The organism is Paenibacillus elgii NBRC 100335, assembly GCF_004000865.1.
Lineage (GTDB): Bacteria > Bacillota > Bacilli > Paenibacillales > NBRC-103111 > Paenibacillus_G > Paenibacillus_G elgii.
Genome location: NZ_BIMB01000151.1, coordinates 1 through 582, shown reverse-complemented (window position 1 = coordinate 582; position 582 = coordinate 1). Strand labels below are relative to the sequence as shown.

The 582-nt window shown below is 41.1% G+C and carries 1 protein-coding gene; it reads left to right on the top strand.

Features of this window, described 5'->3' with window-relative positions; all coding sequences use genetic code 11:
* The coding region (locus PEL01S_RS34785) for a hypothetical protein (protein WP_164824399.1) at positions 1-582 on the top strand (582 nt) is incomplete at both ends.

Sequence of the window (582 nt, the reverse complement as noted above, 5' to 3'; positions counted from 1 at the left end):
GGTCTATCCCGTTTCACAAAATATGTACGAAATTCACAAGGTAGCATCTTAGAGGTCTCCGATAGAGAACACAATGAAGGCGGAGCGCTAAAAGCACAAATTAACTTTGATTACGATAATTACGGTAACGCGACAAAAATAACGCTAAAAGATGATAATCGAAATACGGTTATTAACAAGGAATATAGTTCGGATTATAATTATGCATTTGTTACCAAACAATGGTCTCAAGTAACCGATGTGGACGGGAATAGTTCGGGGGTCTTCCAATGGCAGAAGTACGATAAGTCCACGGGTAACGTAACCGAATATACAGGTGGCAATGAATACCCTATCAGGTATCAATATGATAAGCTTGGACGATTAGTTTTAGTTACATACTTGGATTCAAGCCAAGTGAAATTGATATATGACGATGCTAATAATAAGGCAACCACGATAGACCCAACTGGTGTGACATCCTTTATTCAATGGAATGCCCTTGGGATGAAAACATCGGAAGGGACCGTGGGAAGCGGAACAACTTCTTATGGATACGATCCTTACGGTCGTCTGTCTTGGAGTCGGGATGCGTTGTCCAAC